The sequence below is a fragment of the Vibrio sp. 10N.222.55.B11 genome, assembly GCF_041473705.1.
In the GTDB taxonomy this organism is placed as follows: Bacteria; Pseudomonadota; Gammaproteobacteria; order Enterobacterales; family Vibrionaceae; genus Vibrio; species Vibrio crassostreae_C.
Genome location: NZ_JBFRST010000076.1, coordinates 47,106 through 64,662, shown reverse-complemented (window position 1 = coordinate 64,662; position 17,557 = coordinate 47,106). Strand labels below are relative to the sequence as shown.

The window sequence follows — 17,557 nt, the reverse complement described above, 5'->3', positions numbered from 1 at the left end:
TTAACTGATCGGCATTAGCCCTAAGGCGGTTTTTTTTATTTATTGAGAATCGACGCTTCAATGATGGTTGCTAAGTATGGGTCTCTAATCCAAGTTACCAAACGTTCTGTACGCTCTTCTGGTTTCAGTTTTGCCCAGTTGATGTACATATCTTTATCAACTTTATAGCTTGGGTCTTCACAATCAGAAAAATAAGATAACTCATCTACATTTTTGTACTGCCTGCCCAACGACATCTCAAAGCTTTCAAGTTTAAACTGCGTTTTTTCCGCTGTATTACGTTGTACTAGAGAGGACACCTTTAGAACTGCTTCTTGGAATCGACCAGATGTCGAAACAACGGGTCCAAATGGTCGAAGCCCCTTGATTTCTTGACCGTTCAGCGCTTTAAATGCGAACTCGAATCGAGACGCGTAGACGACCTTACCACCGAAATCTTCATCCATGTCTATGTTGGATAGAGCCTCAGAGACAAAATCTGCGTCTATATTTTTGTTAATCACATCGCTGTCATCTAGCATCCATTTAGACCCGTCCTTCTTTAGTATCCCAATATAAGTAAGGTTACTTAGATACTCAGGACCAGAGGTAGTTTCAGAGCCGAATACGGCTTCGTTATCAAAATTGGTCGAGAGCTTTAGTGAAACCGGAACACTCTGCCATTCGAGATTTTGCCCCTGATACGATTCTTTTCTGTGCTTCCCACCAATGAGCATAACTTCCATAGCGAATGACTTATTCAAAGTCCAATCAAAGCCTTTGATCTCATCTGCAGTAGTGAACATACTGTCCTCGTTCATAAACTGTCGTTTATTTCCGTAGTTGACCGCAATCGCACTGTGCTTAATGTCATCGATAACAGGCTTTGTCGGGCCTTTATGAACTTTACTATGTAAGACAAAATCCAGCGTTAACAAGTCTTTCTCTGACACACGATTTCCGTTCGCTATAAAGCCCGATTTAGCAGAGAGTGTATAGTTATGGTTTGTATCGACCCCTACAGGAATCTGTCTAGGTGACGTAATAAATCGTCCGACTGTCTTGTCCACTCGTACTGGTAGCTTATAGTTGCTTCCAGATAGAGTGAACTCATAGGTCATATTTTTGAAGCCACCGCTGTTTACATATTCTTTGAGTACATCTTGTTGGGAGTCAATTTTTATCACCTGCCCAAAAATCGGACCGAGAGCAGCTTTAGATAAGTAGCCGCTATAATCGACTAAATCATGCTTGGCGATCAAAGGCTTCACTCCAGAGAAGACATCATCACCAAAGTAAAAATACGGCTCAAACTCACAACCAATAAGGACTTTGCTGCCTACTTTTTCCGCCTCAAAAAATTCGGCCAACTCGCCTTTGGGGTCTACACTAAATTCCTCGTGTTTCATCGGCTTGAACATCAAATTAAACTTAGGTCCACTGGTATTAAGTAAACCGTCAGTGCGCTGATAAGACATCTCACACTGAAACACATTTGACGTCATCTGTTTTAGACTTTGTTTGCCTAACACCATTTGCCACTTCAAACGGTGGAAAGGCGATAATCGCACCTTTTTATTTGCTTTTAATCGTGCCTTCTCCCACTCATCAAAGGTGACCCATTTAGAGTTGTCATGAGGCTCAGAGACTAATAACCTAACGAACCCTAGGTCCTCTTCTGATAATCTTTTAGACTCAACATTAAACTGAGTCGCAAACTCCACTAAGCCTCGTTGTTGATCGCGATTATAGAGCTTGTCTTGCACTGGAAACGCTACATTAAACGCCCCAGAAACATCTTTCCTTTTTGGAGCAATATAGTTGGCTTTGTTGCGAGTGATGATTTGTTCAGCGATTTCTTCGCCGTAACTTTCAACTAATTGCTTGTGTCCCTCACGACGCATGAGTTCTTGGAGCCACAAGTTACACAAGTTTTCTTTTAACTCTGTGTTTAATATCCAGCCATCGGTTTCGATATATCGCTGAATGTATTCATCGATGGCTAATGTTCGCCACTGTTCTGTGAACTCTTGTTCGCCCTCAGAACAAGCTCTTTGAATCAAAAGCACCAAACCATTAATAGCAAGTGCACGACGTTGATAGCGCTTAATCAGCTCCTTTGCACCTGTAGCTTTTCCTAAGTGCTCAACTAACGCATCTGAAGACGTAAAATACATCTCTGTCAATTGGGTATTAATCTCAGCCAATGAATCAATAATTTCTGTGGTTTCATGGCTAAGTTGTTCAATTGCAGATACGCTTTTTCTAACCTCGTTGTAAGAAGACAAGTAATAATCAAAGAGTGCAGAGTCAAGCAACTGGGCACCACTCATCAGCATTTTCCCGCCTTCTTTGACAACGAAAAAGCCTCTTGCTGCGTGTCCTATTATCGGAACATAGCAAGCCATGCCAACGATCATCTCGAAGATAGCTAGCTTGAGCTCTTTTGCAATTGCTTCTTCTCCCAAGTTCGCATTTAACTGAGCCAAACGCGCTTGCTCCATAGCCTTAAAGCCGAGTCGACTCGGTGGAATTCTCGCCGCAAACTCTTGTAGGTAGATTCGAACTTCAACACGTCGGTTAATATTAAGTTGCGCGTTTTCGCGTTTGATTTCGTTGTTTGGTACCTCGACTATCGGTCGACGTTCACCAAAAAATCGAATATCACTGACTGAAGAAAAGAACTCAGCAACATGCTGCGCTCGCTGTTGCGAAAGGTTTTGATTATATTCTGAATCACCGTTTTGACAGGCATGCCCTTCGATTTCAACAACGGCATTTGGAATCTTAGATAATTCTTTATCGACAGCAGCCAAATATGACAAGTGCGGGGCTTGAACCTGGTTGTTATCAAAAGGAAAAACTAGGCGTAAACCAGCACCTTTATGGTCTTTAACAAACATTGCACTGTCTTCAGCAACGTCATTAGGAATGCTGTCAGTAAACGTTACATTGTCGCCTAACTTATCTATGATTTGCTTAAGTAGTAATTCCCCACTCTTCAGACTTTCTTTCCAGACTGGTACCCAGTTCAGATAATCGCGTGAAACCTGCTCAAAATAACTTTTCCTGAGTTTAGCTTTCTCTTCTGCTAAGCGTAATTGCTCGCTTTTGTCAGTGATCTCTTTTATCTCATAGAAGGTGTTGATTGCATTGAGCCCCGCACCAGCAAAGGGCGACAAAAAGCTTTTGATACTACCGTTACCTGTCAACCAAGTTCTTGCAGCACTCCCCGCCACAACATGGGCATTACCATTTCTCGCAGGTTCAATAACCTTGGTAAAGAACTTACTTTTATCAAACCCTTTCTCTTTGAGAAGCGCTTTTAATCCCACTTGTGCTGCACGCTCGGATTCCGATGCCGCTTGGCGTAAATCTTGAAGAGTTTGGTAAGCTGCTGCGGTAGCCGATACCCCAAATGAAAACTCCAATGCCGAAATCATGGCTGGAGGTAATGCGCCCTTATCTACTTGCCCCCAAAACGTGTTTGCTAAACTCCCAACCACATCATGTTTACTTGATGGGTTCTGATGAATATTAATGCCAGCATTAACCAAACTTGGTGTAACTTTTGTGCCAACCTCCCACAGCGCAGCACTCATACTGGCAGTCGAACCGCTATTCTCTAGGTTCTCAAGCTCCCCCATTCGGAAGGCTTGTAGAGCTTTAAACTGCGTAGGAAATTGGTATATCAAAGACTCTTCAAGTGAGATCATGTCGCCCGCAACAACCGCGATCTTACCAAACGGTGTCGTTTGGCTGAGCGAGATGTATTCTCGTAACTCGTAGCTGACTCTAGTAGCATCACCAAACTCATCATACTCTTTGGTTACATTAGTGGCATTCTGGGCAAATTCGGGAATTTTACCTGCAAACTCTAGGTCGAAAACCACTTCAATGGTGTACATGCCATCAGTAAAAACCTCCGACGCCAGAGGAAACAAGGCTATTGGGCGATGTGAACCACTAATTTTATCAAGTTTAGCCTGCGTTATAACGTCCTTTTCTTGTAAGCTTTTGTGTGTACTTGTTGTTTCGTCGAAACGCTTTATATCAACAATAGCGAGGTCATAATCATCGGTTGAAAACGCTACAGCGAGAAATGAAAAAGTTGGCACGATAAAACCACGAATGGGCTTATCTTCAGGTACAGAGTCATACCATTTGTTATATGTAACTTGCTCATCAGTTAGTGCTTGAGTGCCTGCTTCATACTTAGGCGCAAGTTGTGAACGCTTTACTTCTGTGACAGCGTATTCCACTTTTTTTTTCTAGCGAGTTCAGCGTCTGATCACCGCCATACGCTTTTAGATTCCCTAAGATAGAGGCAAGATCTGCGCACGCCTTTTTGATTGGGCGAGCCTTACTCTGCGCACCAATCGCCAACTCTGTAAGCATTGACCATTCGGGAAAAGACAGCTTATACGTCTTCGCTGCTAACTTATGTACTGGCGAACGCAGTGCCAAAACCTGATTGATATTGGTTTTTTGGTTTTTCTGCGTTGAATCACCCAGCACATGTAAACGGCCTAAATCGTCTGTCGCCCAGAGAGCCGCGCTTTCCTCACCTAAATTTATGGCAATGGGAAGTCGTGACATAGGGCGGATATTTTTCAACTCTTCTAATGAGGTCAGGTCTTTTTCGATATTAATCGCTCTATATTGAGGGTTCTGTGCATCCCCAATATTAGGAAAATCGACACCGAACAAATAGACATCTGTTGGTAAATACTTAAAGTCATTACTCATCGTTTTCTACCTCCAGAAAGCGCCCGTCATTAGCATCGGCATTATATAACACTGGTGTTATCGTGTTTTGACCAGATTGAATCACCGGCCATGACTGAGCGCCATTTCCATTCATTTCATAACGGTGATCTGCCCCATAGCGTCTTATGGTTATTTTTGCCGCCCCTACTTGTGTTTCATTGCCGTTGTTACTGATATTGCCCACTTTAGCATAAACTTTCTTTTCATCGCCTTCTCTAGAAAACGCAAGCCACGTTTTATCTTCAACGTTTATCAGCACCTTACGATACGAGTTTATTCCCCATACATACTTACCATTAGGGCTGATCGCAATTTGGCGGTAGATACGCTTCTCAATACCTACGGAGTCTTCAAACTCTTTTTCAGGTAAAATAGTGTATAAGCGTTTGAGTGTTTTGGCGTCATAAACCCCAACCCCCAAGCCTGCGGCATTGATTAACTTGCCGTCTACAATGACCGTATTTTCAGACAACGGTACGTCTACCTCTTCTTTGATTCCTGTCGCGAGTGTGTATTTATAGCGCTTAAAACCGTCTGAGAAATAGATGTAGCTAGAGTCGTCTGCCCAGACTAAATAAGGCTTGGTGCGCGCACTGCCAAGTTGAATGGTCTGCTGCGTTTTTAGGTCAAAGATCGCTTTTATCAGAGGCTCACCATAACTGTATGCATAGGCCACATAACGATTATTGGGTGAGCGACTCATCATAAAGGTCTGTGGCGACGCCATACTTGGCATATCATCCGTAACCAAACGTAAATCTGTCCCATCAATTTTCACGCTCCAAATTTTGTAGCCATTTTCGTAATCATTTACGAGAGGGTCTCGAGAGCTGACATTATTCCACCAAAACTGAATTCGAGGTTTGTCATAAGAGCTCGCATCAGACAAGTCTTCACGGGGCCACTCTTTTGCTCTGCGAACAGCATAGCCTGGTTTTACGGGAAGTGTACCTGGGTATTCAGGCTTGGAAAGGTCTTCAGAATAAACAATAAAGTTGTGCTCACTTCGCCATTGGCAGCGTGGTCCTGTTACGTCTTTGCGTTCGAATGACGTTGTTTCACCAACATCGTAACAAGCCTTCTGAGCGGGTTCTTTTTCTACGGATTGTGTCGTTGCAGTATTCGAAGTTTGATTACTTTCTTCACCACAGCCTGTTAATAACATAACTGTCGAAAGAAGCGTGATACTTAACGTTGTTCGTTTCATTTTATAATAGTTCCGTGAGTTCAATGCCTTGATAAATTACTGACATTAAGACCGTTTTATCTAAGTTATGAGATCGGCAATGACGGGTTAGATTGACCCTTTTAACTTCTGGTAACCAACCACTAAACACGACTTCTTTACAATATTGATCCACAAACTCAGCCTCGCGCAAAAAAATCTTTTGGCTCCATGTTTCATCAACACACGTCAGTTGGAAAAAATCATCCGGTTGATCGCACTGAGGGTTACTTTTATACGTGATTACAATGCCTTCACTTGGTGAGTTAACAACAGCGGCAGCAACACCTTGCTCTTTTTGACTGACGACATTGTAATCTGATTTGCTTAGCACTTGAGTATCTAGATTCGGCAGCGAAATTACAGGTTCGGAGCTCGCATCAAAGTTATGAGCAGAAGAATAATCACTGAGGTCTACTTTAACCGCTTTCTCGTTATTCCCGCTCTTTAATTCATTGAGTTGCTGAGTATTGAGTTGAGCTCGAGAATAATAAAGAGCAGCATCACTTTGTACGCTGCCGTTGATTTTGTATGGAAGCCAAATATGAGGCAAAGGAACACCAAGCGGCTCTCTCTTAGTTTTACTTCCAGCCTTAAATGGGCTCAACTCGGTTTGAAGTAATTCTGTGTATGTTTCGCCTTCGTTAGGCCAATCAGCGACCACTACCTCAACTTCTTCTGCAGTAAGACCAAAAACACGGGCGCAAGCGTATTCGTCCAACACACCCTCATAGACTTTTTTACCGTCTTGGTACAGCTGAAACGCTTCCCCTGACAGAAATGCTTCGGAGTCTTCATCATATAAGCTGATATCGACCGATCTTTGAGGCGAGGACTTAGTGCTTTGGTAGAGTGATAGATCGACATCAGAAAAGCGTCCGTCGTTTTGAACTTGGATTTCCCGCCAAACTTCTGATTGCCAAACGACATAAACGTAACCACGATCAATCGATACATACCCTGAATCACCTTTATGAACAGGAACCACCGGCACCAACACGTTATCCCACTCATCCATCTGAGCTTCTTTATCAACGGGCTGCAGATCTTCGGCGAGTTTAAGCAAGATTGGCTGAGGCTGGTCAGAACAAGGAATTTTGATATAGAGCGTTTTCCCCTCTACTTCAAGATCTTTAAATGTCGCGAGGCTTCGGTGTTTATTCTCTCGATCGGGCTTACCTACGGTGACTTTTTCTTTTTGAGCATCAGTTTTACCCAACATCAAACATGCCGCATTGCTTGACCACTGACCAGCAAACTCAACGACGATTTTATGTTCAGGGGAAGGTTCAACCGGCGAGAAGTTGTAGTGGCGTGCCAAAGGTACATCATCGACAACTTGCTGGTAGTTAGCTTTATGAACGCGCTCTGCAGTACTATTGCTCACCCGATCGACATGTAACTTCAGTCGGGGGAAATTTGCTAGCTGCTTACTCGTTAGTGGACTACGTCTCACATTGGATGAAAGACAAACCCAGTTCGCTTTTACAAGTTCTACTCGAATAGCATTGAGCAGGCTGTGGACATTTTTTTTAGCCGACGCAGTAATCTGCTGAACCAGAGTGCTTGGTAACTGAGCCAAGATGTCTTTAGGGGTGCGCGCACGCGAAAATAGCCCGATACACTCATCCGGTGTTAAGACATATTGAAGGTAGTTCGTACTGAGAGACGAACTAGATATAAATTTGCAAACTAAGTGCATTTGGATTCTCCACAACCTACAGGTATATATAGTTGCGGTGATAACTAAGCTGATAAGGCTTAAAAAACGATTTGGTTAAATAAATTCTACGCGTAATGGTTATAAATTTCAATAGATTAGAAGGAGTATCGTCAAAAACCATAACACTAGCAATAAAGCTAATTGAACAGGATAAATAGTCATTTCGTCTGACCAACTAAAAAGGCAAATAAATTTGAACGGATGTCACATAACAATCATTTCATTGCGTACTTAAGTAAATACTAACTAGACTAAACACACATATCTGGTGGAAGCATTTCATCGATTTAGAAGGTTATATTGAGCATTTTCTCATCTGTAAAAGAGAAAAAAAGTGGGAATAAATTCCCACATAAACTTAGCCAATATAAATAGGATTTATTTTGGAACACTAAATTGGCTTAAAAGGGTGGTACTAAAGTACCAAAATGCAGAACACCACATCAAATAACGATGTGATATAAACACTATATATATTATGCATTTAATATAAAGATGGCACTTTTATAGGGATAACACCAAAAACTACTATGCAAAATATCTATACAATTGCCATTCTGATTACATCACCAGTTATATTGGTTATCTGACTGAAAATATGACTAAATAATGAAATAGGAAAAACAAAATAATTTTAATTTCAATGACTCAGCATCACTAAACTAATCAATATTGGGCACTGGTATACAATAATTTTCTTAATAAAATTGAGGGTAATAAAAATGATTAAGTCCACTGTGCATAATCAAATTCCTACAACCTGAGATACATTTGCAAAAAAGGTCTGCCGAATAGGCAGACCTTTGTCTAATCTTCCATATAACGATTAGCGTTACGCTGCTAGTTTTGTGCCCTTGTCGTAAATAAGCAGTTGTCGTAATAAACTTGGCACTACGACCACTGCAGCGTTCACATCCTTATTTAATGTAAATGTAGATTCAACCAAAGTAGCATCGGCTCCAAGTGCATTGGCACCATGTAGTGACACCGTCACAGACCCACCTTCGATTGGATCAAGAGTCAGTTCATATTGCCAAACTCCGTTTTCACTAACCAGCACCTCAGCATCTGAAACTTTAACTCCCCCACTGTCTGTGACACTTAGGCTCAACTTATCACCTTCAGAAAAACGAACCGTAGTACCATCGAGAATCAATGTGGGTGACTCTGATTCGTTAACATCGTTACCGCTGTTGATCGCAGAGATGCTAATAGTTGGCGTAATCGGCAGCGAATGTGTGCTGTCTTGCGCCCCCACGTTACCCAATAAGTCTTGGTAATCTTTCACCACCAAATCCACCGTCAAATCAGACGACGTCGCGACTAATACATCGACATTGCCCGTCCACACGCTGGCGTCCGCACTCTGCGTCAGCGAGATGACCGTACCACCTAACTCGGCACTGGCCGCTTGCAGCGCTTTATCGAACTTAAGACTGACCGATACGCTCTGACCTATCGCTTGGTGTTTTGGGTTAAACGTCACGCTCGTTAACGTCGGTACCGCTTGCGCGAGCGTAAAGCTTGCGCTTTCGCTTACTTGCACGCCTGCAGCGTTGGTGTCCGTCACAATAACGGTGTAGCTGCCGTTCGGTTGATCGCTGATGTCCACCGTACTGCTCCAAGCCCCACCGCTTGCTACGGTCGTAACGCCATTTTTCAATACCGTCTCATTGTCTTGCGCTTTCACTGCCAGGCGAAGCTCTTGACCATCAAAACGGGTCGAGGTGCCTGAGAAGGCCAAGTTCGCGGCATTGCTGCCGTCCACACTGCCCACCGGTGTGATGTCCAACGTTGGCGTGATAGGCAGCGAGTGTGTGCTGTCTTGCGTGCCCACATTACCCACTAGGTCTTTGTATTGCTCTGTAATCAAAGCCACTGTTAATTCATTAGTATCAGGCACTCGAACGTTACCCTTCCAAACTTTCTTATCAGCCGTAGCAGTTAGTGAGTTGATTTGATTACCACCAAGCATGGCCGTTACTTCTTGTAATTCCTTATCAAATTCAAGGGCTACTTGTACATCTTTGCCTACTTGCTGATGCATTGGATCAAATGTCACGCTAGACAGGGTTGGTAACACACCCTCAATCCCCAAAACCAAACTATCCCCTGTACCGGGGATAGTATTTACGCTTTCGTAACTATTATCACCGACTCGTATGGTTATGTTTTTGTTCTGTTTTTCAGGCGTTATGTAATTGACCGACCAAGTTATATTGTCTGTTGTACTCCATGATGCTTGCTTCAACTCGCCTGTATCATTGCCATCACTTGCTTAAATCTCTACATCTGAAAATTCAAATTGATTAACCTCTTCAGTGAAGGTAAACAAAAGTGGAATTTCAACGCCACCAGCCAAAGGCATTGATGCTGCCGTTGATATTGTTAGCTCTGGAATACTTGCTGCTTCAACTTTTGTATTTAGTGACTTCTCGGTCTGGTGTTCAACTAAATCGTCTGCCGTTACATTTATTAGATAATCGCCAGGAGATAAAAGATAACGTATCAAGTAAGGGTCACCGTCTTTGGTCGGTTCTTCAATTGATTGTGGGTTTACCGGGGCATCGGTACCGTTTTCCGCAGTAGAACCAACACTGCTTAGATTTTTATCGAAGACGTATGCTCTTACATCCAAATAATATAGCCCTTCCTCTGGAATCATCGAATCCTGAGTACTGGTGATACTTGAAATGACCGGTGCTTGGTAATCAACAATGGATGCGATGCCTTCAGCATCGTAAGTCTTGTTGAGCACATTAAAGTCAATAATAACTCGCCCGATAGAATCGGTTACGGTTACTTTTTGCATATACTCAGCTTGAGCATCGATATCAAAAGTCATCGTATCTGAAGCTGTTGAAGAGGCTATTTTCCCAGAAAACTTAATCGTGTTACCTGAAACTGGAACCAAATCTATAGCATAGGAAGCAGCCTTTACATCCTCTCCCTCTTCAGAGGTAATGGTGAACGCTTGGCTATCATTAGTAAAAGCAAGCTTACCCCCTTGTAAACTCGTTATTCCATCAAAAGCCAAATCAATAGTTGGTATCCTAATGTCAATATCAATCGTCTTATTTTGAGTCCAACCTACATTGTCAGTTGCTTCGACATTGACTCGTATCGAATTCAACTCTTCTAACTCAGTTTTTGGAAGATCAAAATAAAGGTGTGAATTGTCGCCAATGTCATCTTTATCAAATACATATTTAGGATTAACTATTGTGTACTTAACCTTTGCTATACCGCTACCTTCATCCCACACAGAAAACTGAAATCTAACTAAGCTAGAATCATCCGGAGATTCATTGAGGGATACAGTGTCGTCAACATTTGGTAGGCTATTATCGACCATTACGCTGACTTCATCGCTTATAGACTCTCCCCATACATCAATAATTTGAATTTTAGGCTTGATAAATTGACCATCTAGTTTGTCATCTAATGGCGCGGTAAACGTCGAGCAAGAATAGTCATCCTCACACTTAGTGAAAGGGCCAAAGTTCTCTGGGTTATCATTCAAATTATATGACGCACCATCTAGAGTTGCGACGACATTTTCAAGATCAGAATTTTGTCCAACCTTCACCTTGAATTTCATTTCAAGGGTCTCACCTCGAATAATAGTATCTTCAGCAGGGCTGGTAATAGCGATTTCTAAATCGCCTTGGGCTGGAAGCAATAATTCTAACGCATGCTCCGAACCTAAGTTTCCGGCGACATCAGACAAGTTCTTAATCGTGTATAAGTGCTGTAACGCCCCCGGAGAGAGGATATCGGCATACAACTCTCTATACGTACATGTCGTTATACCCAATTTAGAGCTACAACTATTTGGTTCAAAAGACACATTTAATCGATTTCTTACCAATAACGGTTCGTTACCATCACTAATATCCACACCAGAAAGATTGTCTTTGAAGCTCAATGTTAAGCTCAGAACTTTCTTACCTTCGGCGTTCAAACCAACGTCATTGCCAGTAAATTGATATGTGTCTTGTTCAACCGTAGGGGCATCGATATCCATCATATTAAAGCTGAATTTATTGACTGTTTCAGTATCATTCGTTCCTACTGTTTTCGTTATCAAAACCACAGGTGAAACAGACATATTCACATCAGTTGTAATGCTACACTTATAATTTTCTTGAGGATTAGTTATAACACCTGAATAAGCATTGTTCGAACCATCTTCCGGCACACCGTCTGAGGTGTAATTCTCTCTAACCCAACATTCTAATGTTTTTGCTTTTACCTCACCCGCAGGGCCAAATTCAACATTAAGGGTACTTCCCGATATATGACTTTGGAAGTCAGTCGGTTTTACGATTGACAGAGCAACACCTTGACGTTGCACATTGATACTTTCTGACCGTTCGGAAACAGGCCTTTCTTGTTCAGAGCTATAGCGAACGTTATTATATACTTTGAATTCCAACTGATAGGCACCATCTTCCGTTAGATCTGCCTCTGTCAACCTAGCTTCCCAAAGGCCACCTTTCTGAGAAAATGAGATATTGTTGGTTTGTTCCCCATATTTATAAGTACCTTCAACTAGCGGGATCCCGCTCTCATCTTCAGCATCAATACTTATAATTACAGGTTCAACACGAGTAATTTGTATCTGGCCACCAGAAGAAACTGGCGTGCCATCTTCATATGTGAAAGTAACCGAGTTAATAGTGGGCTTTGAGTTTTGAACTTTAACCACATAATCTATGCTTGTCGTATTCCCTCTAATGTCGGAACCACCTAATCTGATAGTGCGAATCGCACTATCACCATCGTTTTCACCTCTTAAAGGAATCTTCATATCTTCACCAACTAAGGTGCTTGCATCAGAGGGGTTTTCTTTGAAAGTCCAATACTCTAATGTTTCATTGTTAACACCGTCTGATGATGGTGTTCCCCTATCATTTAAATCTTGGGCTGAAAGATTGAATACATAATCACCAAGATAGAAACTTTCCGGATCAAACGCATTTAACTTTAGTGATGGGCCTTCACGATCTAGCAGAACAGTTCTAATTTCTGTTTCAGATTCAAACCCATATTCGTCTAGGGCTTTGAGGTACAGGTTAGCCTTTCTGTCTTCGCCAATCACTATAGTGTCACTTTGCGTTTCTGTAATTTCGATATCAAAGGGCTGCGTTGGATCTTTGGGGTCAATTGAACGTATTGCAGCGTTTTGACCTTGTTGCCAAAGTTCAACCTTAGATACATCAGAGTCGTCAGATACTGATGTAAGCTTTACAGTAAATGCGGTACCAAGAACATAGCTTTCACCTGAATTAGTGTCTAAAACCCAAGGGTCAGCTAATTCAATTACTGGTCCCTTGTTGTCGACCAAGAATTCAAATTCACCACTGTGTGTTCCCGATGGAAAAGAACTGTCTGTTGCTGTTACGTAGAAGAAGTTTTTCTCATTATATTTAAATGCCTCCGCAACTAGTCTCACCTCTACGTTAGGCTGCATGCCTAATAGATACGGCTCAGTACTCTCTTCAGGTTCTGTTTCGTAATGTTGCAAAGTGAAACGCCTGCCAGACTCTGACTTCATATCGACTTCAACCAAACTCCCTGGACTCAAGCTCCAAGTAATATCAGGTACCCAGCTAGTATTACCACCTAAGTGGTTAATAATTTTAGATCCGTTTACTACCGGACCTTTTGAATCAAGTAATACACTAAATTGAGGGGCATTGGTCGTCTGGCGGTTAACTATATTAGACAGATTGTCTTCAGCATTAACATACACCACCCAATTACCATCTTCTGGACTAATAATATTACCTTGACTGCTACATTTGTCTCCAGAGCATAGTTTTACCTTAAAATGATCCTCTGTATTACTTGAAAAATGTGAGTTAGCGTCATAATCATTAGTAACACCGGTTGCCGAGTTGTAGAAAGTGAGCCCTCGCTCGTCCAATTTGTCTCCTACAATATCGTCAATGTTGAAAGTGAGTTCTTGAACATAATTGGTGTTCAAATAGACATTTTCGTCAATCGGATCACCATTACCATCGCTCGGGGGAATATAAGTCGCTAAAGGATAATCATTATCCACATACAAAGTTTCCGTATGTGGTTCCTCTCCATTGTAACCATAGCTATTTCCATGCTCATCCATTGCACTGGTCACAAGTGCAAACTCGACAATCCCTTTGAGATTTGAAGACTCGGTATTAAGGGTAAATAAATACTCTTTTTTATAATTATCACCACCTGACTCTCGAATATTCAGATCAATTGGGATTTCCGTATTCGGTTCAGTTTTCTTATACCACACTGTAACAAATAATGGCTGACTGCCTTCTTCCACGACAATGCCTGACGGATCTTCCAAAATAATCCGTGAATCTAAAACACCAGCAACGTACCGTTTATTTCCAACCCATGTTTCTCGGCCATTTTCGATACTTAGCGAAGGTTGAGGCGGTGATTTATCAATACTTTCGCCATCACCGTCTATAATCTGTTCGCCATCGAGGCTTGGGTTCGCCATTGATATCTGATCGGCGTATCGCTGAGCTAGGTTAGCTGCTACACCATACTTTTCAGTCATAATGTTATAGTATGATTGCGCTAAGTCATTACGGTAAGACTTTGAGCTAAATTCATATGAATCTAGAACTATTTTTTCACCCCCACTACCAATACCGTTAGCTTGGCCATCGTACTGCAAGTCATCATAGATAGCGGAAGCAAAATCAACAGAGTTACTTAGTAGCATATTGTTTATTTGGGTAATGTCATAAATCGCTTCTACTAAAAACCGATGAATATAATTATTAGGCAGTTTTTCCGGAATAGCACCTTTCAATATTTCATTCGTTGCATACGAAACGATCGTTGGGTCGAAACCAAAGAATGAATCGCTTCCACCAGCGAGAGCATATTGTACGTCGTCTAAAATTCGTGCGGCATTCTCTGGAGTCTTGTTTCCAGCTTCAACTTGATTCCATTGAGAGTCAAACAGTCCGGTTTGGTATGTTGCTAGCTCGGTAATATAAAAAGTCTTAGAACCATTAAGTTTAAAGTAGGCACCTATATTCGCGCTATTTAAGTTCACTTGTTCTGATTGTGTACCTGGATCACTCTCCCACTTGTAGTAATACGGTTGCGTATTACCATCAATACCGATTAACCGCACTCGCATAAAGTCGTAGTTAACTACATCAGTTGTTGTTTCACATCCAGCAACATCGAGTGCTTTATTTGTTCCATCACTTTCTAAGTGCTGAATCGTGGTACATCTTCCTAGCGAGGTAAACTCTCCCTTCGAGTTTAATCCCTCCAATTGCACACTAGCCCCGATAAATGGAGTAACGATCGTCATTGTCGGCAAGTCGAAGCTACTACGAAAATAAACTTCTTGCTCAGCACTTTCATTTTCAGACTCGTCAATAGTTTGAATCACTAGTTTTTGACTGCTGTTCTCGGACGTCGAAGCGAAGTTGTCACCAAGTATTTCTTTTACAAAAGGAACATAATAGATAACCTCATTTACGTGTCCTTCAGTATCAGAGATAGTTTCGTGGGGTATGTTAGCGGCAGAGGCTACGGTATCGGTTACCTTCTGAAGCACGTAGTTATTATCATTGTTTGCGCTTACTAAATACTTAACAACTAGCTTAAGTTTGTCGGCACTAGATCCTAACCCCATATCCCCGTTGCCATCTGAGACTCTGACACGAACATATGGAATTTTGTTATCTTTGAGGTCGTTGACATTAAAGTCACTAAAATCGACATCGGGAATTGAGTTTAAAATCCCCTTGCTCGCGTAAATGTAATCAATCTTCAAATAATCACGAGTGGATTGAACCGTTTCTGATGTGTAGGTGTCTTGCGTATAAACATCTTCTTTAGTTACGCGTTCCCCATCAACACTAACGTTGACATAATTCATTGGAGCATTCTCTGGGTAGCTAATCACTTGCGCCGGCGCTTGATCATCACGAACGACTTCGTGAACTTCCTTACCAATATTCCCGTTGCTATCGGTGGCTTTAATTTCAAATGTTGTTATCGATACGAATTCATCGGTTGAATATCCCTTACTGAATTCACAGGCACTGCCTGACTCTAAAGTTATATGACCACAAGAAACGCTATCATCTAAACCGCCTTTAAATGAAACCGTTACCGAATCAATCTCTTGCGAGTCTTCTTTTACAGTGCCTTTAAGCACATACTCTTTTGCACTGTTGTTTATAGAACTAGCCGAGGTTACTTCAATTACCGGCGCATTGTTGTCCCATTCAAAGTTTACATAATGGCCAACATCTCGCCCTTGAACTAATTCGTTACCTAAGACGTCAGTCGTATAAAAAACCAAACGTGCCGCAGTTACATTTGAGAGTCCCGTATCCGAATCAACTTCTACCGCGTCAATGGCTTTTGTGTCTACACTTACTTTAATACTTGTTTCTCTAAGACCAGATTCAAAGCCGTCGAATTCCAAGAAACAAAACTCACTACCCGCAGTTTGTTCATCGTCACACTGACTCTCGAGAGACCAGACACCGTCCAGTTGGTATTCAAGGTACGCTGAGACACCTTGAACACCAATTTCATCATTGAGCTTAATATCCACTTTATCGAGGCTTACCAATACATCACTGTCTGTTCTAGACACTGTAGGCGCTTCGGTATCAATTTCGGTTTCGTCGCGAGGTGGGATCACACCGCCAGTACCGCTATTGGTGCCTTGGTCATTAATCTTACGGCTAAACTCAACATAGTCGTCTGCGTCTGTTCCTGAAATATTTAAGTTAGGATCATTGACGACAATTAGAACATGCTGTGCCAAATCGTGAGTGTAAATATCACTAGAGACTTTTTGTTGACCGAAGGTTAAAGGGGTTACCCCTCCCGACACAGTACTTATTTCCAGCCCATCAAGAAGACCATCGGCAATGACATCTCGATATTGGATATCAGCCAAATGCATCGATGTGTAAATATTACTCTGAGTATCACCGTATTTTTGAATTAGGTCGTACGAATAAGAAGAATAAGCGGTTAACAAAGCACCATATTGGTGACCGGATGTAGCAAAACTACTTTGACCACCTTTAGTAATGTCTATCGGAGTAGTTTCATTGACATCGAAACCATACATATCGTTAATGCTATTTAGTGATTCCGATATAGCAGTAGAGTCTGACACTCCCCTGCCTACTTTGTATTGAGTTAAGCCTGAAACGATGTTCGTCAAAGGGGTCAGCATTAAGTTTTGATCACGCCCTTCTTTGTAATTGAGCATGGCTTCTAAACGCAGTGTTTTGCCGTTACTGACAGACACTGTATTTTTCGTTAAGGGATCGGTATAACTGCCTTCTTTAGCTACGATGAAAAGTGGCATCGATGAAGATTCAAATTCAACCTTGTAGTCACCAAAAGCATCGGAAGTCGTACTTGCTAACTTCCTACCTAGGTTTCCATCCTTGTATTCAAACACCTCAATTTTCGCACCGCTCACAGGAGCGTCAAAAACGTTACCTGAGATGCTTCCGGTATTCCTTGCTGGCGGGGTGTTATCACCTCCGCCCTCCCCACCGCCACATGCGCTTAAGATAAGCGACGTAACAATAAGACCTAATGTTGATTTCAACGTATTTTTAGTGAACATAGTTTTCTGGCAGAGTATATTTTTCCGCGATTATATTATCGTCTAAGATTTTCTCAACATGACATAATAACTACTTATAAAGTACAGTTTAGCTAAATCAAAAGGTGAAATGTTTGTTTTTTATCTCTCTAAAAACACACCCTATACCTTTAGCTAGTCATTACGAAGGAATGAACTAAAATAACATGCAAAAAAAATAAATAAATATTATGATCTAATT

General features: G+C 41.8%; 4 protein-coding genes and 1 pseudogene. All 5 read right to left on the bottom strand.

All coding sequences use genetic code 11. The features are described from left to right. Positions 1 to 35: 35 nt before the first annotated feature. On the bottom strand, positions 36 to 4,241 hold the full coding sequence (locus tag AB4503_RS23445) for an OmpA family protein (RefSeq protein ID WP_372115797.1): 4,206 nt from the start codon (positions 4,239 to 4,241) through the stop codon (positions 36 to 38). Further along, entirely contained in the window at positions 4,195 to 4,728 is a 534-nt protein-coding gene (locus AB4503_RS23440) for a hypothetical protein (protein WP_372115796.1), read from the bottom strand. Before AB4503_RS23440 ends, AB4503_RS23445 begins: the two co-directional genes overlap by 47 nt. Then, the gene (locus tag AB4503_RS23435; RefSeq protein WP_372115795.1) at positions 4,721 to 5,956 is read right to left on the bottom strand and encodes a TolB family protein; all 1,236 of its coding nucleotides are present in this window, start codon (positions 5,954 to 5,956) and stop codon (positions 4,721 to 4,723) included. The genes AB4503_RS23440 and AB4503_RS23435 overlap by 8 nt, the downstream gene beginning before the upstream one ends. 1 nt (position 5,957) lies before the next feature. Beyond that, positions 5,958 to 7,676, bottom strand: a complete 1,719-nt coding sequence (locus AB4503_RS23430; protein ID WP_372115794.1) for a hypothetical protein — start codon at positions 7,674 to 7,676, stop codon at positions 5,958 to 5,960. A gap of 937 nt (positions 7,677 to 8,613) precedes the next feature. Continuing rightward, positions 8,614 to 17,337: pseudogene (locus AB4503_RS23420) on the bottom strand (tandem large repeat); the annotation flags it as partial. Between the last annotated feature and the right edge of the window lie 220 nt (positions 17,338 to 17,557).